Origin of the sequence: Crossiella sp. CA198 (genome assembly GCF_052078295.1) — a bacterium.
Classification (GTDB): Bacteria; Actinomycetota; Actinomycetes; order Mycobacteriales; family Pseudonocardiaceae; genus Crossiella.
In genome coordinates, this window is record NZ_JBQJIM010000009.1 from 206,540 (window position 1) to 224,423 (window position 17,884).

Genomic DNA, 17,884 nt, shown 5'->3' on the forward strand with positions numbered 1-17,884 from the left:
CCCCATCCTGGCCCACTCCGGGGTCCTGGCGGGATGGCCGATCAGCAGTTCGGTGAGCCGCACGGCCGCGGCCCGTTCCCGTTGACCGGCATCTTGACGATGAACTGGCGGTGTGGCGTCAACCGCCCACGTGGATGACCGGCCTGCGGTCCGGGTCCTCCTCCGCGGTGCGCAGGATCTCGCGCACCACCGGCGGGGTGTCGCCCTGGCCGAGGATCAGGTAGCGGAACAGGTGGCCGAGCGGGCTGCCCTCGCTCCACTCGAAGTGGCAGTGCGGTCGCATCCCGGTGGCATCGCGCAGGGCCAGCAGGATGGCCGCGATCGCGTTGGGCGCGGCCGGGCTGTCCACCCGCAGCACCCGGTGGCCGTCGATGTCCACGCCGCGGACCCTGAGCACCTCGGCGAAGTCGGAGGGGTCGACCACGTCGATCTCCAGGAAGATCACGTCGGCGGCGCCGGGCACCGGGTTGAGCCCGCGCTGTTCGCGTTCCTTCGAGGAGTACTCGGCGTCATCCCCGTGCTGGCGCTTGTTGGCGATGATGTTGAGCTGGTTGTCGTGTTCGATCGAGTCGGCGATGAACTTCCGCGCGGTCTCGTCGAACTCGATGTGCTCGGCGCGCAGTTCGGTGGTGCGCGAGATCCGGGAGATCAGCGAGACCACGATGATGCCGAGGATGAACAGCGCCGAGATGGCGATGCCGTCCGGCTTGCGGATCACGTTCTCCACCAGCGCGTAGATCAGCACCAGGGTGAGCACGGTGAACCCGGCGGCGGCCCGCTTCTGCCGGTGCCGCCAGGCCGAGATGGCCACCGCGACCGCGCCGGAGACCATCATGGCCAGGATCCCGGTGGCGTAGGCGCCTGCCTGCTTGTTGACATCGGCGTTGAACGCGATGGTGATGATCACGCTGATCAGGGTGTAGACCAGCACCACCGGCCGCACCGCACGGCCCCATTCCGGGGCCATGCCGTAGGCGGGCAGGTACCGCGGCACGATGTTGATCAGTCCGGCCATCGCCGAGGCGCCGGCGAACCACAGGATCAGGATGCTGCTGATGTCATAGGCGGTGCCGAACAGCTCGCCGAGTTCCTGGTGCGCCAGGTAGGCCATGGCGCGGCCGTTGGCCGGGCCGCCGGGCTTGAACGCCTCGTGCGGGATGAGCACGGTGGTGATCAGGCTGGTGGCGAGCAGGTAGACGGACATGATCAGCGCGGCGGCGGTGAGCAGTTTGCGGGTGTTGCGGATCCGGTCCCGCAGCCGCTCCTGCTCGGTCTTCCCGTCCGCGGCGACCAGCGGCATCATGCTGACCCCGGTCTCGAACCCGGACAGGCCCAGCACCAGTGAGGGGAAGGCGATCAGGGCCGGGCCGATGATGCCGGTGAACCCGCCCTGGCCGGAGGTCAGCGCGTCGAACCACCGGTCGAGGATCTCGGGATGGCTGAACACATCCACCAGGCCGACCACCGAGACCACCGCGTTGAGCAGCAGGAACACCGCGACCAGGGGGATGGCCACGCCGACGGCCTCGCTGAAGCCGAGCAGGAAGACGAAACCGAGGATGAGCAGCAGGCCGATGGTGATGGGCACCGCCAGGCCGTGCAGGGCCTCGCTGAGGTAGGGGTTCTCCAGCACGTGCACGGTGGCGTCGGCGGAGGACAGGGTGATGGTGACGATCCAGGAGGTCACCACGAAACCCAGTAGCACCAGCACGAATATCTTGCCGCGCCAGAACGGCAGCAGGTCCTCCAGCATGGCCACCGAGCCCTGGCCGTGCGGGCTCTCCGCGGCGACCCGGCGGTACATCGGCAGCATGCCGAGCAGGGTCAGCGCCACGATCACCAGCGTGGCCAGCGGGGAGAGCCAGCCCGCGGAGAGCACCGCGATACCTGGCAGGTAGGACAGCGTGGAGAAATAGTCGACGCCGGTCAGGCACATGACCTTCCACCAGGACTGCGGCTTGGCGTGCGCCTCGTCCGCCTCCGGGCCCACCGGGGCGACCCGGTTGGCCAGCAACCAGCGGCTGACCTTGCCGCGGGGGTGCCGTGGGGGCATCGGACTGTCCATCCGGTCCGGGATCGTGACCCGCTCGCCGCCGCTCATCCGTGTGTCCCCTCCACCGTCTCCGCCCCCATATCGCGCGCCGTGACCATGCCAGGAAGCAGATCGCCGCGCAGCACCGGGCCGGTCATTGACCGGTTTGTCCGGTGGAGCCCGATTGCTGATATCAACACTTCGTGCACAGTTCACCCGATCGTGTCTCCACCATGTGATTCTCAGCAGGTGGTAGCGCCAACCCTGCGGCGCCGCTCCTGGGGAGAGGACACCCGATCGTGCGTCCCTGGCATTCGATCGCCGTACTGATCGCCACCGTCACGGTGGCCACCGGACTCATCGCGCAAGCCCCCGCGGCCACCGGCGCGGCGCCGACGATCACGGTGGCCCAGGCCATCGGCCAGCAGAACGGGGCCGCGGCCACCGTGCGCGGCTACGTGGTCGGCCAGCCCACCGCGACCAGCACCGTGCTGCGGGCGAACTTCCCCAACGACTACGCCCTGGCACTGGCCGACACCGCGGCCCAGACCAGCACCGGCCAGATGCTCTACGTGCAGATCAGCTCCGGCTACCGCGCCGCCTGGGGCCTCAAGACCAACCCGGGCCTGCTGGGCAAGCAGATCGAGGTCACCGGCCCGCTCGGCGCCTACTTCGCGCACCCCGGCCTGACCTCCCCGACCGGCTTCGCCTTCGCCGGCACACAGCCGACCGCGAGCACCAGCAGCACCACCACCGGCCCGACCACCACCAGCACCGGCGGCGGCCCCGGCGAGTACGACAGCACCTATTACAAGAACGCCATCGGCCACACCGGGTCAGCGTTGAAGTCCGCACTGCACACCATCATCAAGTCCCAGACCACACTCAGCTACGACCAGGTGTGGAACGCGCTCAAGGCCACCGACCAGGATCCGGCCAACGCCGACAACGTGATCCTGCTGTACTCCGGCCGCTCGCAGAGCAAGAGCGGCAATGGCGGCAACCCGAACGACTGGAACCGGGAACACGTCTGGGCCAAATCGCACGGCGATTTCGGCACCGCCACCGGCCCCGGCACCGACCTGCACCACCTGCGCCCCGAGGACGTCTCGGTCAACGCCGACCGCGGCAACAAGGACTTCGACCAGGGCGGCTCCCCCGCCGCCGAGGCCCCCGGCAGCTTCACCGACGCCGATTCCTGGGAGCCCAGGAACGGGGTCAAGGGCGATGTGGCCCGGATGATCTTCTACATGGCGGTGCGCTACGAGGGCGGCGACGGCTTCGCCAACCTGGAGATCAACGACAGCGTCAACAACGGCAGCAACCCGTACCAGGGCCGGTTGTCCGTGCTGCGGCAGTGGAACGCCCAGGATCCGCCGGATGCCTTCGAGAAGCGCCGCAACCAGGTGATCTACGAGACCTACCAGCGCAACCGCAACCCGTTCATCGACCACCCGGAGTGGGTCAGCTCGATCTGGGGCTGAGTTCCGGCCGGAATTCTCGGCAGCCGGGCGCCGGGCCCGGCTGCTAGTTTCCGCTCGTGTTCAAGAAGATGCTCGGCGCCTTCGGCCTCGGCAGCCCCACCGCCACCACGGTGCCGCACACCCAGGAGATCGAACCCGGCCAGCCACTCGCCGGCACGGTGCACCTCCAGGGCGGCAACACCGACACCGAGATCAGCCAGGTGGCCCTGGTACTGGTCACCGTGGTCACGGTGCCCTGCCCGGAACGCCTGATCATCGGCGAGTTCCAGCGCGTCGTGGTGCGGCAGTCGGTCCTGGTCCCCGCGGGAGCGCAACTCACCGTGCCCTTCACCATCCCGGTGCCGTGGGAAACGCCGATCACCGCGGTGGGCCCGGCGTTGCTGCCGGATGTCGCGGTCGAACTGCGCACCGAGCTGATCACCAGCGGCGCGCCGGTCAAGGTCGATCCGGTGTCGTTGCTGGTGCAGCCGATGGCCGGGCAGGACCGGGTGCTGGACGCGGTGGGCGAGCTGGGGCTGCAGTTCCGCAACGCGGAGGTGGTGGCGGGGCGGGTGCCGGAGGCGGCGCAGGAACTGGGGTTCTTCCAGCGGTGGTTCTTCCACCCGCCGGCGCGGTTCGCGGGGCGGTTGAACGAGGTTGAGCTGGCTTTTGTGGCTGGGGGTGGGGGGTTGGTGGTGTCGCTGATCGCGGATCGGCGGGTGGCGGGGGCGGCGCGGTACTCGCTGGGGGCGGCGGAGGCGGCGGCGCTGGAGTGGGAGTCGGTGCTTGGGGAGTGGCTCGCGGGGGTGTCGGCGGGGGCTGGGGTCGCGGGGGCTGGGATGCCGGGGGCTGAGATGGTGGCCGAGCCGGGGATGACGAGCGGGTCTGCGGTGGCAGCCGGGTCTGGGGTCGCCGCGGGCGGGCTTGGGGTCGCGAGCGGGCCGGGGATGGGGCCGGCGTTGGGCGGGGTTCAGTCCGGCGCGGCCTCGGCACCAGGGCATGAGCCGGTTTTCCAGCAGCAGCAAGGCTATCCGGGGCAGCCGGGTCATCCTGGACAGCCGAATGAGCAGGGATCGCGGGGATCCGGCGTTGGCGGCTCGTCCTGTGGCGGGGCGGGATAGGGCATGCGCAGGTAGGCGCAGAGCACGTCGACGATCATCTGGCGGTGGTCGGCGTTGCTCTCGGCCAGCCGGGCCAGCGCGTCCAACCCGTTCAGCCGCACCGGCGCCTTGTCCGGCCCCAGCTGATCAGCCGCCTTGGTCCGCAACTCGGTGATCCGCTTCTCCGCCGCGTCATACCGGACATCGGCGGCGGTCTCGGCCTGCAACCCCAATCCCGCCTCGATCGCCCGTTGCCGCCGCACCGCCAGCAACAACGCCAGCGCCGCCCCCGCCCCGCCCGCGGCGGCTCGTTCGGGGTCGCCGTGCCCGTGGACGCACGGTTCAGGGCGCTAGTCCCACCATTGGACGATGGCGAGTCTCCGGTGCGCGGCCTGGGCAAGGAAGGACTGGAGGGCTGCGTGCGTCGCGGCGAGGGGTTCGGCCGGGTGCACGACTGGATCGGGGAGGACCCCGGCCGCGGCCAGCAGGTCGCGGTTCGCGGACACGGCGGACCGGATCGTCTCGGCGGTGATGGTGTGCAAGGCGGCGGCGACCTCGGCGACCCGGTCTGGTTCCAGTGCGGTGACCGGGTGTTCCCAGATGGTGTCCGGGGCGTCGCGGTAGGCCGGATTCACCTCCTGGTCGCCGTCGAAGGCCCGGTGCAGCAGACCCAGGGTGTCGGGGTTGGTGCCGAGCAGTGTCCAGGTCGCCTTCAGCGCGGCCGGCCACCAGTCCAGGTCCAGGTGGTCTTCGGGTGGGGCGGACTGGAAGGAGCAGACGCGGTCCAGGTCCGGCACTGAGTGGCGGCACGTGGTCAGCAGCGCGGCGGGGATGCGGGCGAGCTGCTGGGTCACGGCCATGTGGCGAGTATGGCCGAGGCCGGTGATCAGGACCGCGTGGTTTTCGCTGGTTGCGGGCGGGCACCTCCGGGTGGTGTTGGGTCCGCGGTTCCGCGATGCCTCGGGGTCGCGGTGTGCGGACGGGTTTGTTCGACTGGCGGGCTTGGACGCTCGTCAGGTGGGCTGGTGGGCGTTCCGGGGTACCCGGGTTGGGCAGGGTGGGAGTGGGGCGATATTGGTAGGGCATGACTAACGTGCATCCGGTCGATGAGCGGCTTGGCGCTGGGCGGCTGGCGGTGCTGGGTTTGCAGCACGTGCTGGTGTTGTACGCCGGGGCGGTGGCGGCGCCGGTGGTGCTGGCGGCGGGGCTGGGGTTGCCTGCGGCGGATGTGGTCTATCTGGTGGCGACTGATCTGTTGTTGTGTGGGCTGGGCACCCTGTTGCAGTCGCTGGAGGTGTGGAAGGTCGGCGTGCGGATGCCGATGGTGCTGGGGGCGGCGTTCACCAGTGTCGCGCCGATGCTGGTGATCGCGCAGGGGCATGACATCCGCACCATGTATGGGGCGTTGCTGGTTTCCGGGGTGTTCATGGTGCTGGCGGCGCCGTTGTTCGCCCGGTTGTTGCGGTTCTTCCCGCCGGTGGTGATGGGGACCGCGATCACGTTGATCGGGATCCAGCTGGTGCCGGTGGCGGCGGGGATGATCGTGGGGGTCAATCCGGCCGCGCCGGGGTTCGGGAGCCCTGGGGCCATTGGGCTGGCGCTGGTTGTGGTGGTGGTTGTGGTTGCGGTGCATCGGTTCTTGCCGAGTGGGGTTCGGCAGGTGTCGATTCTGATTGGGCTCCTGGTGGGTACTGGGGTTGCCGTGGCGTTGGGGTTGGTTGAGCTGGGGGCGGTGTTCCGGGGGCCGGTGGTGGGGTTTCCGGAGCCGTTTCACTTCGGGCTGCCGAGTTTTGAACTGTCAGCGATCCTGTCGCTGATCATCATTCAGATCGTGATCATGGTGGAGTGCGCTGGGCAGGTGCAGGCGGTGGGGACCGCGGTGGACAGGCCGGTGGGGCCCGGGGATGTGGCCGCGAGCCTGCGGGCCGATGGGCTGATCACCATGCTGGCGAGCGTGTTTCAGTCGTTCATGTACGTCACCTATGCGCAGAACATCGGCATGGTGAGTGTGACCAAGGTGCGCAGCCGGTACGTCACGGCGGTGGCGGGTGGGATCGCGCTGGTGTTGAGCTTCTTCCCGTTCATGGGGCGTGTTGTGTCGGTGGTGCCGCAGCCGGTGCTGGGTGGGGCCGCGTTGGTGATGGTGGCTACCGTGGCCTTGGTGGGGGTGCGGATTCTGTCCACTGTGGACCTTCAGGATGGGCGGAACCTGGTGGTGGTGGCTGTTTCGCTGGGGGTTGGGTTGTTGCCGACGGTGCAGCCGGCGTTCTACAGCCAGTTTCCGCCTTCGGCTCAGTTGTTCCTGAGCAGCAGTGTGGCGACCGGGACCGTGGTCGCGTTTGTGTTGAATCTGGTGCTGCCTCAGCGTAAGGACTGAGCGACCAGGTCGAGGGCATGCAGGGACTCCTGCATGCCGGACTCCATGCCCGACTCCAGGATCAGGTCGCGCAGGGCCTTGTCCGGATGGTCGACCAGCAGGTGCAGGTGGGTGCGGTCGCCCTCGCCGGTGAAGGTGTAGGTGCACACCACGGGCTGCTCGGGTTCGGGCACGCCGGGCTGCTCGTACACCTCGGTGCAGACCACCCGCTGCTCCGGCACGATCTCGCGGTACTCGCCGTGGAAGGCGACCTCGAAGCCGCCGTTGGCGATCATGACGAAGCGCCACTGGCCGCCGGCCCGGAGGTCGATCTCGGCCGAGGTGACCTGGCCACGTTGACCCGCCCACCAGCGTTTGACCAGTTCGGGCGTTGTCCAGGCCTTGTACACCAGATGCCGGGGCGCGTTGAACTCGCGCGTGATCAGCAGCTGGGTGTCACTGGGCAGCGTCAGCACCGCCGAGTGGTTCGCCGTTGTGCTCATGCTCTTCCTCCTTCAGCTCCGCCAGCACGTCATCCAGCAGCTCGAAACGCTCTTCCCACAGCTGTTCATAGCGCCGCACCCAGTCGTGGATGGGTCTGAGCGGCTGCCCGTTCATCCGATACAGCCGCTGCCGCCCCTCCTCGCGTACCTCGACCAGGCCGACCTCGCGCAGCACGCGCAGGTGCTTGGACACCTGCGGCTGTGCCAGGCCGAGCGCGCTGACCAGGTCGTTCACCGCTCGCTCACCGCCGGAGAGCAGGTCAAGGATCTCCCGCCGCCGGGGTTCGGCTATCGCGTTGAACGCGTCTGTGGTCGTTGCCGCTCGCGCCATGGGGCCATCGTATACCCATATGGGAATAGGTCAAGTTGGCAGGCAGGCGCGGGCGATGGCGTCCGCGTCGGCCAGGATCACCGAGGCGGCGAAGGGGCGGATGCCTGCCGCGGTCAGCCAGTGCGCGCCCTCGGTGGGCACGCCGAAGGCGAACCGGCGCGGATGCACTCCCCCGGCGGCGTCGAGCAGGTGGCAGGGTCGCCTGGTCACCGCCAGACCGCCGGTGACCAGGTGCCCACCCTCGGCCAGCGGCAGCCGGTGCAGGGTGGCTTCTCCGCGCTCGAACAGGGTGCGCAGCAACGGATCCCGGGTGCGCCGCAGATCGGGCACGGGCAGCCGGGCCTCCACCAGCGCCCGTACCGGGTGTGCTTCGGGCAGCGCGGAGTGGATCACGAACTCCCCCGGTTCGCAGGCCACCCGGATCCGCGGCCCAACCACCTCCACCACCCCGGCCCTGATCAGCGCGCCCAGCTCCTCGACCCGTTCCAGGGGTGGCCCGATGGCCAGGAACGCGTTGAGCGGGTCGAACCAGCCGCGTAGTTCGGTCCGCCAGGACTCCGCGCTCAGCCCGCCGTGTTCGACCAGCTCGCGCAGTTCGTTACGCAGGTCCCGCAGCACATCCAGGGCGGCCTTGCGTGGCCCGGACCGGTTGCCCCGCCTGGCCTGTAGCACGTCCTCGTCCACATAGGACAGTAGCCAGTCCCGGTAGGTGCGGGCGCTGCCGAGGTGGCCGGGCGCGGACGGGTCGGCCAGCCGGTGCCAGTCCCAGGGCGGCGGATCGGCCAGGCCGGACCGCGCCAGGTAGGTGCCGTGGTAGACCGCGCGTACCTCGCGATCGAGTTCGGGCCAGATGTCCTCGCGGAAGCGCAGCGGGGTGCCGCCGTCGGCGCGTGCCCGCAGTTTGGCCACCCGTTCCGCGGTCAGGAACACCGGTTCGTGCCGCCCGGCCGCGCCCTTCTGGTTGACCGCGCGGGCCTGGTGCGGCACCCCGCGTCGGCAACCCGCGACCAGCCGCGGCTCGCGCCCCGACTCGTGGTAGCGCAACCGCCCGCCCTGCTCCCGGCGGAACCGACCGCCGCGGCCGACGGTGAGCAGCGAGAGGTAGTCGAAGAAGCACAATCCCATGCCGCGCAACGCCACCGCCTGTCCCGGCGCGAGCACGTCCAGGTCCACCTCGGCCGGATTTCCCAGCGGCACATAGGTCAGCCCGTACCGCCGGGCGAACTCGGCCAGCGCCAGCTCAGCCGGATCGGGCAGCTGACCGAGGTGTCCCTGGGCCAGCACCACCGCGTCCAGTCCACTCAGGACAGTGCCGTCGGCGAGGTGGACCCGTTGCCGCCCATCGGCTTCCGCGGTCAGGTCGACCGCGAGCACCGGCTGCCGCCGGATGCTCACCTCGGCGGGTGCGGTGCTGATGACCCGCCGCAGGAACCAGTCGAGGTACCGGCCATAGCAGGCCCGTGAGGCGTAGGTGCCCGGCGACAGTCCCGCCCATTCGGCCAGGCTCGGGCCAGTACGCACCGGACCGGCGCAATCGACCGTGTGGTCGGGAAACATGCTGACCTGCTCGGCCACCGTGTTCATCACCAGCAGCGGGGACACCCCGGTGTGCCAGGTCCGCCCGCCCGAACCGAGGTGCGGGTCCACCAGGAATACGGTCAACCGTCTACCGGCCGGTCGGTTGGCGCACAGGCGGGCCAGTACCGCGAGGCCGCGCGGACCGAGGCCGATCAGACAGATCCGGATCTCACGCGCATGCACCGGGGGCCTCCACAAACGAATGCGGGAATGGCGCCGATTCTGTGCAGGACAGGTGAACACGTCAATTGCCGCAGTCACACCGGGGCTGACTCACACCGAAAGCATGACCGCCTACTCCGGTCGAGTCGCCCCCAGACGTGGTTCCTCTCACGCAAGGCCACCAGAACAACCGATTACCGCCACTGACCAGTCGATCAGGTGTCACTGGGATTAACCCGGTCAAAAATACCAACCCACTGGTAACGTCGAAATCAGGCGGAGCGGCTGACCACGCCGGTCCATTGACTCGCGGACAATTTTGCGAAACACAGGAGATTTCCCATGCGCAGGGTTGCACTGACTCTTGCCGCCGTATTCGCGGCCGGCGGCGCACTGACCGGAACCGCGCAGGCCACCCCGGCGGTCGGCGAAGTGATCGTCTACAGCCTGGACACCATGCCGGTGGAGGTCTTCGACAACCCCAGGGGCTGCTACTCGATCCCGGTCTGCGCGCTGCTCCCGATCCTGACCCTCCAGGAGGACACCGGGGCGCACGCGCCACCGGCCGCCGGTTCGTTCCGGGTCTAGTCATCACGCCATCCATGCAGCTAGGAGCCATCTCGTGGGGTTGGACCTTGTCGTCCTCGGGCTGGGTTACGTCGGGTTGCCGCTGGCTCGGCTGGCCAGCGTGGCCGGACTGTCCGTGGCCGGATACGACCTCTCGCCGACCGTGGTCAGCGATCTCCACCGCGGCAGGCCGAGTACTCCCGATGTGGCTCCGGCGGAGATCGCGGCCATGCTCGCGGCCGGTTTCCAGGCCACCACCGACCCGGCCGTGCTGGACGCCGCCGACACCGTGGTGATCTGCGTGCCGACCGGTCTGACCAGTGACGGAGCCCCGGATCTCGGTCACATCCGGGCGGCGGCGCACACCCTGTCCACCCGGTTGCGGCCCGGGATGCTGGTGGTGCTGGAGTCGACCAGCTACCCGGGCACGACCGATGAGGTGCTGCGGCCGATCCTGGAGCGGGGTTCGGGCCTGCGCGCCGGGGAGGACTTCCACCTCGGGTTCTCCCCGGAGCGCATCGACCCGGGAAACCGCAGGTACGGGCCGCGGAACACGCCCAAGGTGATCAGCGGGCACACCCCGCTGTGCGCCAAGCACGTGGCCGCGTTCTACCAGGACCTGGTGGACACGGTGATCGTCGCGGGCGGCACTCGGGAGGCCGAGATGGCCAAGCTGCTGGAGAACACCCACCGGCTAGTGAACATCGCGCTGGTCAACGAGGTCGCGGTGTTCTGCCGCCTGCTCGGCATCGACGTGTGGGACGTGCTGCACTGCGCGGCCACCAAACCCTACGGCTACTCTGCGTTCACGCCGGGGCCGGGTGTGGGCGGCCACTGCATCCCGGTCGACCCGCGCTACCTGCTCAGCAAGGCCGAGTCGGCGGGTTTCACCTTCTCCCTGGTCAACGCGGCGTTCCAGGTCACCGAGCGGATGCCGGAGTACATCGCGGACCGGGCCGGGGAGCTGCTGGCCGAGGCAGGCGGGCTGGCCGGGGCCGAGGTGTTGTTACTCGGGGTGACCTACAAGCCGGATGTGCCGGATCTGCGTGGCTCGCCCGCGTTCGCGGTGGCCGAGGCACTCCGGCGGCACGGCGCCGACCTGCGCTTCCATGATCCGTTCGCCGCGGAGTTCGTCGTCGCGGGCGCCCCGGTGCCCAGGGAGCTGGACCTGGCCGCGGGGCTGGGCCGGGCCGATCTGACGATTCTGCTGCAGAACCACCGCTGTTATCAGCCGAACCGGTTGGCCCGTGCCGCCCGGCTGTTGTTCGACACCCGCGGCACGGTGCCGGGAGGGAGTGTGGCCCACCTCTGACCGATCGTCTGTGACTTTTTGCGCATTCGATCAAAGTTTCACGCGGACTGACGGGCCGGGTGCCCATCCGGTTTCCGCTGTTCTACGTTTGACTCATCAGCGAGTCTTCGCCTTCTTGCTGTTCTCTTATCGAGGAGAGGGAGTTCGAGTTCCATGACAACCGCCGTGAAGAACGAGCGCCAGATCCAGCGTTTCAAGAAGTGGGATGTCAACGGGAACGGCCGTATCGAGCGGTCCGACTACGAGGCGGAGGCCAGGCGCATCATCAACGCCTTCGGCGAGAACGAGTCCAGCCCACGCGGGCGGGCGGTGCTGGACGCGTTCATCGGCATGTTCGAGTACCAGGCCACCGAGGCCGGGGTCGGGCCGGGCGGATCGCTGTCCGAGCAGCAGTTCCTCGACGTGAACGAGAAGCTGATGTTCCGGGACGGCGATGTCGGCTTCAGCCGGCTGCTGCGCCCGACCATCCGCGCCATCGTCGACCTGTGTGACACCGACGGCGACGGCGAGGTGAACCCGGCCGAGTTCAAGAAGTGGATGAAGGCGATCGGGGTGCCGGTGGGCGACGCGGACGCCTCCTTCCGCGCGATCGACAGCAACGGCAACGGCGCGCTGTCGGTGGAGGAACTGGTGAACGCGGTGCGTGACTTCCACAACGGCACCCTGGACGTGCCGCTGCTGGGCAGCTGATCCGGATACCGCGAGGTCCCCGGGAATGTTCACTCCCGGGGACCTCGGCCTGTGTTCAGCGGCGGAGGAGCTGCGGGATCACCGCGGGTTGCTGGACGAACCGCACGGCCTGTTCCGGCCGCAGGTCCAGCTCCTCGCCGCTGACCGGGGTGGCCGCGGCGATGAGGATGTTGTAGTGGTTGGGGAAGTGGCAGGCGTCGAAGCCGAGCACGGTGCCGATGTGGTGGTGGCCGATCCACACCTCGTCGCCGCGGTCGATCACGCCGGCGTCGGTGATCTCGGCGAAACCCAGGAACCCGACCCGGTCGATCCGGCTGCCGGGCGCGGTGTCCCGGTGGTCGGTGCTGATCAGCTCGTGCACCTCGCCGCGGCGCACGCACCGGCTGGCGTGCTCCTCCAGGTGCATCCCGCGGTCGGTTCGCTTGTGCACCAGCACTTTCACCAGCACGGCACCGATGTTCCGCTTGGGACCGTTCTCCCGCATCAACGCTCCTGACCGCTCGGTAGGGAAAGTTCCGCCTGGTAGACCTCGTGCACCAGGGACAGTGCGGCCAGGCCGTCCGCCGACTCGCCGCCGGTGCGCACCAGGTGGGCGAACTCGCGCAGCACGCCGAGGTACTCGTGCCAGAGCGAGCCCTTGAACTCGCTGTGCCCTGCGAGCATGTCCGCGTGCAGCATCTGTCCGTCGGCCAGGGTGACCCACACGTCCTTGGTCTCCCCTTCGAACGACCAGTCCAGCTCGACCTCAGCCGGGATTCCGGTGGCCGAGCGCAGGCGCACCAGAGCCTGCCGGTCAACGCCGGTCTCATCGCGCCGAACGTCCGCGCCGGTCAGCTCGACCGGGCCGAGGAACTGGCGGACCAGGTCGAAGGCGTTGGGCCCGTTGTCGGCCACGCAACCGCCGCCGCAGCGGGCCGGGTCCAGGTACCAGCGGTCCCGGCCCACGTGGTCCTCGATGCGTTCCAGGTAGCGCACCCGCAGCGCGGTGATCGGCGGCAGCGCGGGCAGTCGTTCCAGCAGGGCGCGCACGGTGGCGTTGTAGCACCGGTGGAAGGCGGTGAACAGCGGCAGCCCGGCCGCGCGGGCCTGCGCGGTGAGGGCGCGGCCCTCGGCGAGGGTGGTGGCCACCGGCTTTTCCACGCACACCGGCAGGCCGAGGGACAGCGCGTCCCTGCTGACCGGGACGTGCGCGTCATTGGGCACGGTGACCACCACCGCGTCCAGGCCGGGCCGGGTGAGCAGGCCGAGGTGGCTGGTGTGGCAGGGCACCTGACCCCGGTGCGGGGCAAGGGTTTCCGGGTCCCGGTCGCACACCCCGGCCAGTTCGATGCCGTCGATCTCCTTGATCGCGGCCAGGTAGAACCGCGAGATCACCCCGAGTCCGATCACACCTACGCGCATCACAGCCTCCCGATGCCAAGCAGTTCTGCGACCTCGTTGAGTTCGGCGTGCAGGGCCGGTGGAATCGGCACGCCGTCACGCAGGTGACTCGCGGCGCGTTCGCCTTCGTGCCAGCCGGGATAGCGCACGCCATCATCCGATGTGGACGGACAGTCGAGCAGCGCGCCGAAGACCTCGGCGGTCTGGCGCTGGAAGGATTTGCTGTGCCGCAGGGCGGCCGGGGCGATGGCGATGGCCGCGTAGCCGATGTCGTCGTCCTGGCCGCGGTCGCCGGTGTAGGCCTCCCGGCTGGGTCCGGTCCCCGCACCGGAGACCAGCGCGCCAAGCACCTCCACCACCAGGCCGAGCCCGAATCCCTTGTACCCGCCGGTTTCCGGATCGCCGCCGAGCCAGCGCAGCTGTGCCTCGCCGCGGTCGAAGGCGGCCGGGTCGGTGACCGGTTGACCGTCCACATCGGATAGCCAGCCGGGCGGGATAGACTCTCCGGCGCGGGCGGCGGCGCGGATGCGGCCGGTGGGGACCACGGTGGTGCTCATGTCCAGCACGAACGGATGGCCTGCGCCGGCGGGGGCGGCCACGCTGAGCGGGTTGGTGCCGAGCATGGCGACCGTGCCGCCGGGCGGGTGCGCGATCCGCTGACCGCCACAGTTGCCTGCCAGCAGGCCGATCATGCCGTGCCGGGCGGCCAGTGCGGTGTGGTGGCCAGCGCAGCCGAAGTGGGTGGCGCCGCGGACCGAGACCAGGCCGATGCCGTGCGTGCGGGCCCGGTCGACCGCGTCGGCCATCGCCTCGGTGGCCTGCCACAGCCCGAGTGCGCGGCGGGCGTCGACCAGGGCGGCGGCGCCGAGGTCGGTGAGCACCACGGGTTCGGCTTCCGGGTCGGCCCGGTTGTCCCGGAACAGCGGCAGGTACAGGCGGGTGAGGTTGGCCAGGCCGTGCGAGGTCAGGCCGGTGAGGTCGCCATGGCAGAGCGCGGCGGCCGCGGCGCGGGCCCGGCCCGGCGGCAGGCCGAGGGCGCGGAACACCTCGGTTGTCCAGCCCAGCAGGTCCACTGTGGACACCCGGGTGGCGACGCCGGTGGTGGTCATGGGGCTCCGATCTCGGTGGCGAAGGCGAGCAGCAGGCGTCGGATGGTGTCGGCGAAGGCGTCCAGGTCGGCCAGGTCGGCGAACTCCCCGGCGGCGTGCGCGTTGTTGCCGTCCAGGGTGCCGGGGCCGAGCACCACGGTGGCGGTGTCCGGAACCCCGGCCAGCCAGATCGCGTCGCAGGTGAACGCGGGTTGTTCGGCTGGCCAGCGCGGGATGTCCAGTCCGGTCAACAGGTTCTCCGTCCACGGGTCGGCGCCGGTGAGCGCGGGCAGGCCGCGTTTGTGCCAGTCCAGGCGGGTGATGGACTCGGCGTCGGCGGCGGTGCGGGCGAACTGGCGGCTGTGCGCGAACCGGCGGCGGAAGGCGGCCAGGCCCTCCCGCACCGCGGTGGTGACCGCCTGTTCGAGGTGGGCGGCGGAGGCTGGTTCGGCGTAGGAGAGGTTGAGCAGCAGGCGGCCGGAGCCATAGACCCGGTTGTGCAGCCGGCCGGTGTGCAGTCCGGCCACGCACACCTCGCCGTCAGTGTGCCGGGAGTCCAGGGCTTGGGCCAGGTGCTGGGACAGGAAGCCGAGCAGCACGGTCGCGTTGTGCCCGGCGTAGGGCGTGTCGTCGATGGCGTCCTGCCCGTCGACCCGCACGCAGGCGGTCATCGCGGCGGTGGCCCTGGGCAGGTAGCGGCCGCCGGTGGGTTCGCAGAAGACGTTGAGCCGCCCGACATAACCGGCTTCCACCAGTGGCCGGGTGCCGATGGTGCCGAGTGCGCCGCCCTCCTCGCCGGAGACCGCCTGCACCAGCACGCCGATGTCCTTGCCCAGCCTGGGTTCTCTCGCGCAGGCCGCCCGGATCCCGGCCAGCAGGGCCACTGCTGGCCCCTTGGCGTCGATCGCCCCGCGGCCGTGGAACCGGCGGCCGTCGAAGGCGACCGGTTCGATCCCGGCCACGGTGTCCAGGTGCACGTTGAACATCACCGTGCGGGCTCTGGGTTGTTCCGGACCGAGGCGCAGCACAAGACTGGGTTGGCAGGCAAGGAAATCCGGGTTCTCGGCGGCGGCACGGACCACACTGGGCACATCCGGTCGCCGGGCTGAGGCGAGATCGGCCGGGGCGTGCCGCACGGTGTCCAGGCCGAACTCGGCGGCGGCCTCGGCGTAGACCCGCTGGGCGTCCCACAGCCGGGGCGGCGGGCCGGTGTCCTCGATTTCCAGGGGTCCGGCGGTGGGGAGTTCGAGCAGGTCGAGTAGCAGCCAGTGGTCAGCGGGTCGCAGCACGGCCGCTCATCTCGTTGCGCAGCAGGGTTTCCAGCGCGAGCCCCGCCTGGTGGAAGGACTCGGCCTGATCTCCCTGCGTTTTCAGGCTTTCGTGCGGGACCAGGGCGAGATGTGGTTCCAGGGACAGGGATCCGGTGTAGCCGTGGTCGAGCAGCAGCCGCAGGCAGTCAGCCACTCTCGCTTCGCCCGCGCCGGGCACGGTGTAGACCGGTCCGGCCAGGGCGTCCTTGACGTGCACGTGCGCGACGTGTTCGACGATCTGGGTGAGCACCTGGTAGGCGTCGTATCCGGTGGAGATGCCGTTGCCGGTGTCGAACAACAGTTTCAGCGCCGGGGAGTCCACTTCGGACAGCAGGCGCAGCATGTTCGCCGCGCTCGTGCCCGCCCAGCCCGAGCAGTTCTCGTGCAGCAGGGTGATCCCGGCGGACTCGGCCAGCTTGGCCAGCACCCGGATCCGGTCCACCACCCGCCGCCGCCAACTCGATTCGGGCAGGCCGTCGTTGGGGTAGGACATGATCCGCACGTACCGGCAGTCCAGCCGGTGGCAGTGCTCGATCAGCCGGTCCAGTTCGGCCAGGTCCGCGGCCAGTGGGGTGCTGATCGGGCGGGACCAGTTGCCAATCCGCGAGGCCAGGCAGACCACCTCGATCCCGTCCAGCCGCAGCCGGTCCGGGGCCAGGTCGGCCAGCCACACCCCGTCCACGGTGCGCAGTTCGATCTCGCGCCAGCCCAGCCGCCGGATCACGGCCAGCTGACCAGGCAGGTCCGGTGCGGCCTCATCGCCGATTCCGGTGCGGCGCAACGGTTCAGCCGACATGGATCGGCAGCTCGGCGGTGCGTGCCGGCGGGATCAGCGGTGGTTCGGGTTCGGTGAGTCCGGCGCGGGCCTTGGCCTCGGCGAGCAGCCGGACCACCTCGCATTGCAGTACCAGCGAGGTGGTGGACGGGGCCTGGCGCTGGTAACGGCGGTAGGTGTGCAGCAGGAACGCGGTCAGCGAGTCGTCGGGGAAGCTCAGGTTGACCACCCGTTCCGGGGTGCGCACGCTGAGCTGGGCGTGGTGGTCGTCGGCGCTGACCGGGTAGTGCCCGACCGCCTCGCCGCCGTCGAAGCTGAGGGTGATCCGGCGTTCGCGCACCGGCGAGGTCAGCGAGGAGGTGATCTCGGTGCGCACCCCGCCGCCGTGCTGCAGGGTGAGCCAGGCGCCGCCCAGGCCGATCCGGGTGCGGCCCTCGCTGACCAGGTCGGTGGCGCCGGAGTCGACCAGCTCGGCCCGCCCGGCCAGCCGCAGTGCCACGCCGACCGAATGCGGGAGTTCCACGTCGAAGGCGGTGGGGTGCCCGGCGGAGGCCAGGGAGCGGCGGAACCGGGATTTGTGCTGGGCCACGCTGATCCGGCGCAGCGGGCCGAGCTGACCGCCGCGGACCAGGTCCTCCAGTCGCTGGGTCAGCGCGCTGGACTGCCACTGGGCCACCACCACCAGGTCCAGCCAGCGGCGTTGCCGCAGCTCGGACAGGCGGGCCAGATCGGTGATGCTGGTGGCCAGCGGTTTTTCCACGATGATCTTGCGGAAGCCGTGGTCGGCGAGTTCGGCGAGCAGGGTCGGTCTGCTGGTCGGCGGAGTGCACAGGTGCACCACGGCCCGGATCGGCTCCAACCGGGCGGCGGCCTCGGCGATGCTGCCCGCGACCACCACGCCCGCGGGGGCGCTCTCCGGTGCGGAGGTGTCGCAGGCGATCACCGGCCCCGGGTCGAACAGTCGTGGGTGCTCGCCGGACTCCCTGGCCCGCAACAGGATCGGCAGGTGCAGTTCGGCGCCGGCCCGGCCCAGTCCCACGACAAAGGTCTGCAACATGTTCTACCCGTTCACCCCGAAAACGGCGGACCCGGAATTCCGGACCCCGGACAGCAGTAAGAAGCCGACCGACATCAGTTGTCGGACGACAAATTGGCGACAGTGACCCCTTTGCACATTCATCCCCCGTGGAAGCGCTGTCAAGGCGGCAATCGGCACCGCTACCAGATGAGGTGAATC

General features: G+C 69.9%; 18 protein-coding genes and 1 pseudogene. 7 read left to right on the forward strand and 12 right to left on the reverse strand.

All coding sequences use genetic code 11. The annotated features are described in order from the left end of the window. Nucleotides 1-118: 118 nt before the first annotated feature. The gene (locus ACTOWY_RS17270) at nucleotides 119-2,101 is read right to left on the reverse strand and encodes an amino acid transporter (RefSeq protein ID WP_441310644.1); all 1,983 of its coding nucleotides are present in this window, start codon (nucleotides 2,099-2,101) and stop codon (nucleotides 119-121) included. A gap of 335 nt (nucleotides 2,102-2,436) precedes the next feature. Between ACTOWY_RS17270 and ACTOWY_RS17275 the strand changes: the two are divergent. From ACTOWY_RS17275 to ACTOWY_RS17285, 3 genes and pseudogenes are all read left to right on the forward strand, one after another. Further along, nucleotides 2,437-2,733, forward strand: a pseudogene (locus tag ACTOWY_RS17275) (DUF6359 domain-containing protein); the annotation flags it as partial. Next, the gene (locus ACTOWY_RS17280; protein WP_441310735.1) at nucleotides 2,719-3,516 is read left to right on the forward strand and encodes an endonuclease I family protein; all 798 of its coding nucleotides are present in this window, start codon (nucleotides 2,719-2,721) and stop codon (nucleotides 3,514-3,516) included. The pseudogene ACTOWY_RS17275 and the gene ACTOWY_RS17280, both read left to right, overlap by 15 nt. Nucleotides 3,517-3,572: 56 nt before the next feature. Then, on the forward strand, nucleotides 3,573-4,616 hold the full coding sequence (locus ACTOWY_RS17285; RefSeq protein WP_441310645.1) for a sporulation protein: 1,044 nt from the start codon (nucleotides 3,573-3,575) through the stop codon (nucleotides 4,614-4,616). On the opposite strand, the gene ACTOWY_RS17290 is transcribed toward ACTOWY_RS17285, so the two are convergent. Both ACTOWY_RS17290 and ACTOWY_RS17295 read right to left on the reverse strand, forming a co-directional pair. Continuing rightward, nucleotides 4,541-4,867, reverse strand: coding sequence for a hypothetical protein (locus ACTOWY_RS17290; RefSeq protein WP_441310646.1), 327 nt, complete (start codon nucleotides 4,865-4,867; stop codon nucleotides 4,541-4,543). The genes ACTOWY_RS17285 and ACTOWY_RS17290 overlap by 76 nt on opposite strands. Nucleotides 4,868-4,945: 78 nt before the next feature. Next, complete coding sequence (locus ACTOWY_RS17295) at nucleotides 4,946-5,455, reverse strand: DUF1877 family protein (protein ID WP_441310647.1); 510 nt, start codon at nucleotides 5,453-5,455, stop codon at nucleotides 4,946-4,948. Nucleotides 5,456-5,679: 224 nt separating this feature from the next. On the opposite strand from ACTOWY_RS17295, the gene ACTOWY_RS17300 reads away from it, so the two are divergent. Continuing rightward, nucleotides 5,680-6,972: a nucleobase:cation symporter-2 family protein gene (locus tag ACTOWY_RS17300; RefSeq protein WP_441310648.1), complete on the forward strand. Its 1,293-nt coding sequence runs from the start codon at nucleotides 5,680-5,682 to the stop codon at nucleotides 6,970-6,972. On the opposite strand, the gene ACTOWY_RS17305 is transcribed toward ACTOWY_RS17300, so the two are convergent. Genes ACTOWY_RS17305 through ACTOWY_RS17315 form a run of 3 tightly spaced genes read right to left on the reverse strand, consistent with a single transcriptional unit; the run spans nucleotide 6,957 to nucleotide 9,546 of the window. After that, a complete protein-coding gene (locus ACTOWY_RS17305; RefSeq protein ID WP_441310649.1) occupies nucleotides 6,957-7,454 on the reverse strand; it encodes an SRPBCC family protein in 498 nt (165 codons plus the stop codon). The genes ACTOWY_RS17300 and ACTOWY_RS17305 overlap by 16 nt on opposite strands. Next, nucleotides 7,408-7,785, reverse strand: coding sequence for an ArsR/SmtB family transcription factor (locus ACTOWY_RS17310; RefSeq protein WP_441310650.1), 378 nt, complete (start codon nucleotides 7,783-7,785; stop codon nucleotides 7,408-7,410). The genes ACTOWY_RS17305 and ACTOWY_RS17310 overlap by 47 nt, the downstream gene beginning before the upstream one ends. A 30-nt stretch (nucleotides 7,786-7,815) precedes the next feature. Beyond that, nucleotides 7,816-9,546, reverse strand: a complete 1,731-nt coding sequence (locus ACTOWY_RS17315) for an FAD/NAD(P)-binding protein (protein WP_441310651.1) — start codon at nucleotides 9,544-9,546, stop codon at nucleotides 7,816-7,818. Between the two features lie 321 nt (nucleotides 9,547-9,867). Between ACTOWY_RS17315 and ACTOWY_RS17320 the strand changes: the two genes are divergently transcribed. The 3 genes from ACTOWY_RS17320 to ACTOWY_RS17330 all read left to right on the forward strand — a co-directional run bounded on the left by ACTOWY_RS17320 (nucleotide 9,868) and on the right by ACTOWY_RS17330 (nucleotide 12,094). Then, nucleotides 9,868-10,113: a hypothetical protein gene (locus ACTOWY_RS17320; RefSeq protein ID WP_441310652.1), complete on the forward strand. Its 246-nt coding sequence runs from the start codon at nucleotides 9,868-9,870 to the stop codon at nucleotides 10,111-10,113. Between the two features lie 34 nt (nucleotides 10,114-10,147). After that, the gene (locus ACTOWY_RS17325) at nucleotides 10,148-11,404 is read left to right on the forward strand and encodes a nucleotide sugar dehydrogenase (protein WP_441310653.1); all 1,257 of its coding nucleotides are present in this window, start codon (nucleotides 10,148-10,150) and stop codon (nucleotides 11,402-11,404) included. Between the two features lie 153 nt (nucleotides 11,405-11,557). Beyond that, a complete protein-coding gene (locus tag ACTOWY_RS17330) occupies nucleotides 11,558-12,094 on the forward strand; it encodes an EF-hand domain-containing protein (RefSeq protein WP_441310654.1) in 537 nt (178 codons plus the stop codon). A gap of 55 nt (nucleotides 12,095-12,149) precedes the next feature. Here the strand turns inward: ACTOWY_RS17330 and ACTOWY_RS17335 are convergent, their stop codons facing one another. The 6 genes from ACTOWY_RS17335 to ACTOWY_RS17360 are packed head-to-tail and all read right to left on the reverse strand — an operon-like array spanning nucleotide 12,150 to nucleotide 17,704. Continuing rightward, entirely contained in the window at nucleotides 12,150-12,578 is a 429-nt protein-coding gene (locus ACTOWY_RS17335) for a DUF6917 domain-containing protein (protein ID WP_441310655.1), read from the reverse strand. After that, on the reverse strand, nucleotides 12,578-13,495 hold the full coding sequence (locus ACTOWY_RS17340) for a Gfo/Idh/MocA family protein (protein WP_441310656.1): 918 nt from the start codon (nucleotides 13,493-13,495) through the stop codon (nucleotides 12,578-12,580). Before ACTOWY_RS17340 ends, ACTOWY_RS17335 begins: the two co-directional genes overlap by 1 nt. Then, the gene (locus ACTOWY_RS17345; protein WP_441310657.1) at nucleotides 13,495-14,583 is read right to left on the reverse strand and encodes an Ldh family oxidoreductase; all 1,089 of its coding nucleotides are present in this window, start codon (nucleotides 14,581-14,583) and stop codon (nucleotides 13,495-13,497) included. The genes ACTOWY_RS17340 and ACTOWY_RS17345 overlap by 1 nt, the downstream gene beginning before the upstream one ends. Beyond that, nucleotides 14,580-15,851, reverse strand: a complete 1,272-nt coding sequence (locus tag ACTOWY_RS17350) for a M20/M25/M40 family metallo-hydrolase (RefSeq protein ID WP_441310658.1) — start codon at nucleotides 15,849-15,851, stop codon at nucleotides 14,580-14,582. Before ACTOWY_RS17350 ends, ACTOWY_RS17345 begins: the two co-directional genes overlap by 4 nt. Beyond that, on the reverse strand, nucleotides 15,835-16,668 hold the full coding sequence (locus ACTOWY_RS17355; RefSeq protein ID WP_441310659.1) for a sugar phosphate isomerase/epimerase family protein: 834 nt from the start codon (nucleotides 16,666-16,668) through the stop codon (nucleotides 15,835-15,837). Before ACTOWY_RS17355 ends, ACTOWY_RS17350 begins: the two co-directional genes overlap by 17 nt. Continuing rightward, the gene (locus ACTOWY_RS17360) at nucleotides 16,658-17,704 is read right to left on the reverse strand and encodes a Gfo/Idh/MocA family oxidoreductase (protein WP_441310660.1); all 1,047 of its coding nucleotides are present in this window, start codon (nucleotides 17,702-17,704) and stop codon (nucleotides 16,658-16,660) included. Before ACTOWY_RS17360 ends, ACTOWY_RS17355 begins: the two co-directional genes overlap by 11 nt. Between the last annotated feature and the right edge of the window lie 180 nt (nucleotides 17,705-17,884).

What these genes read in the sequence shown, in the direction of transcription:
- ACTOWY_RS17270 (WP_441310644.1), bottom strand. Translation starts at nt 2,101, where the DNA reads ATGAGCGGCGGCGAGCGGGTCACGATCCCGGACCGGATGGACAGTCCG.
- ACTOWY_RS17295 (WP_441310647.1), bottom strand. Translation starts at nt 5,455, where the DNA reads ATGGCCGTGACCCAGCAGCTCGCCCGCATCCCCGCCGCGCTGCTGACC.
- ACTOWY_RS17300 (WP_441310648.1), top strand. Translation starts at nt 5,680, where the DNA reads ATGACTAACGTGCATCCGGTCGATGAGCGGCTTGGCGCTGGGCGGCTG.
- ACTOWY_RS17305 (WP_441310649.1), bottom strand. Translation starts at nt 7,454, where the DNA reads ATGAGCACAACGGCGAACCACTCGGCGGTGCTGACGCTGCCCAGTGAC.
- ACTOWY_RS17310 (WP_441310650.1), bottom strand. Translation starts at nt 7,785, where the DNA reads ATGGCGCGAGCGGCAACGACCACAGACGCGTTCAACGCGATAGCCGAA.
- ACTOWY_RS17320 (WP_441310652.1), top strand. Translation starts at nt 9,868, where the DNA reads ATGCGCAGGGTTGCACTGACTCTTGCCGCCGTATTCGCGGCCGGCGGC.
- ACTOWY_RS17330 (WP_441310654.1), top strand. Translation starts at nt 11,558, where the DNA reads ATGACAACCGCCGTGAAGAACGAGCGCCAGATCCAGCGTTTCAAGAAG.
- ACTOWY_RS17335 (WP_441310655.1), bottom strand. Translation starts at nt 12,578, where the DNA reads ATGCGGGAGAACGGTCCCAAGCGGAACATCGGTGCCGTGCTGGTGAAA.
- ACTOWY_RS17340 (WP_441310656.1), bottom strand. Translation starts at nt 13,495, where the DNA reads ATGCGCGTAGGTGTGATCGGACTCGGGGTGATCTCGCGGTTCTACCTG.
- ACTOWY_RS17345 (WP_441310657.1), bottom strand. Translation starts at nt 14,583, where the DNA reads ATGACCACCACCGGCGTCGCCACCCGGGTGTCCACAGTGGACCTGCTG.
- ACTOWY_RS17355 (WP_441310659.1), bottom strand. Translation starts at nt 16,668, where the DNA reads ATGTCGGCTGAACCGTTGCGCCGCACCGGAATCGGCGATGAGGCCGCA.
- ACTOWY_RS17360 (WP_441310660.1), bottom strand. Translation starts at nt 17,704, where the DNA reads ATGTTGCAGACCTTTGTCGTGGGACTGGGCCGGGCCGGCGCCGAACTG.